Source organism: Streptomyces sp. CBMA123 (assembly GCF_014596465.1).
GTDB lineage: Bacteria > Actinomycetota > Actinomycetes > Streptomycetales > Streptomycetaceae > Kitasatospora.
The window spans coordinates 1-1181 of the sequence record NZ_MECK01000491.1 but is presented as its reverse complement, the minus strand read 5'-3'; the positions used below and the strand labels follow the sequence as shown (position 1 = coordinate 1181).

The 1181-nt window shown below is 70.4% G+C and carries 1 protein-coding gene and 1 pseudogene; both read right to left on the bottom strand.

What is annotated here, in order from left to right; all coding sequences use genetic code 11:
- Nucleotides 1-350: pseudogene (locus BG452_RS35180) on the bottom strand (electron transfer flavoprotein subunit alpha/FixB family protein); the annotation flags it as partial.
- A 46-nt stretch (nucleotides 351-396) separates the two neighbouring features.
- A partial coding sequence (locus tag BG452_RS35175) for an electron transfer flavoprotein subunit beta/FixA family protein (protein WP_223243185.1) occupies nucleotides 397-1181 on the bottom strand: 785 nt, incomplete at its 5' end.

The following is a 1181-nucleotide window of genomic DNA, read 5'->3' as shown; positions in this document are numbered from 1 at the left end:
GCGTCGGTGATGATGCCGGAGCCGAGGCGCAGCGCGACGCGGGCGGCGACCTCCTTGCCCTCGCCGGAGGACGTCACCAGGACGGCGGCCGCGTCGTTGGCCTTGGCGATCTGGGCCAGGGCGTCCACCTTGGGGACGACCAGCTGGTCGGCGAACTCGGCGCCGTCCGCGACGTACACCTTGGCGGCGCCGAACTCGGCGACCTTGGCGGCGATGTCGGCGGCCGCGGCACCGGCGCCCAGGACGACGGCGGACGGCTCACCGATGCGGCGGGCCAGGGTCAGCAGTTCGAGGGCCGGCTTGCGGACGACGCCCTCGGCGTGGTCCACCAGAACCAGGATCTCAGCCATGATTCGTTGCTCCTGATCGATCGTTGGATGCGCTGACGGGCGGGGCTCAGATGAACTTCTGGTCGGCGAGGAACGCGGCGAGCTGCTTGCCGCCCTCGCCCTCGTCCTTGACGACCGTGCCCGCGGTCCGCGCCGGACGCGCCGACACCGCGTCGACCGCCGTCCACGAACCCGCCAGACCGACCTCGTCCGCCTCGATGCCCAGGTCGTCCAGGTCCAGCGACTGCACCGGCTTCTTCTTCGCCGCCATGATCCCCTTGAACGACGGGTAACGGGCCTCACCCGACTGGTCCGTCACCGAGACCACCGCCGGCAGCGCCGCCTCGACCAGCTCCGTCGCCGCGTCACCGTCCCGACGGCCCTTCACCACACCACCCTCGACCGACACCTCGGACAGTAGCGTCACCTGCGGCACACCCAGCCGCTCCGCCAGCAGCGCCGGCAGCACACCCATCGTGCCGTCCGTCGACGCCATGCCACCGATCACCAGGTCGAACCCGGTCTTCTCCAGCGCCTTCGCCAGGACCGCCGACGTCCCGATCACATCCGAACCGTGGATGTCGTCGTCGTTCACGTGCACGGCCTTGTCCGCACCCATCGACAACGCCTTGCGCAGCGCGTCCTTCGCGTCGTCCGGACCCACCGTCAGCACCGTCACCTCGGCGCCCTCGTTCGCCTCCGCGATCCGCAGCGCCTGCTCGACGCCGTACTCGTCCAGCTCCGACAGGAGGCCGTCCACACCCTCCCGGTCGGTGGTGTGGTCGTCCGCGAAACGACGGTCACCCGTCGCGTCCGGCACGTACTTCACACAGACGACGATCCTCAAGCTCA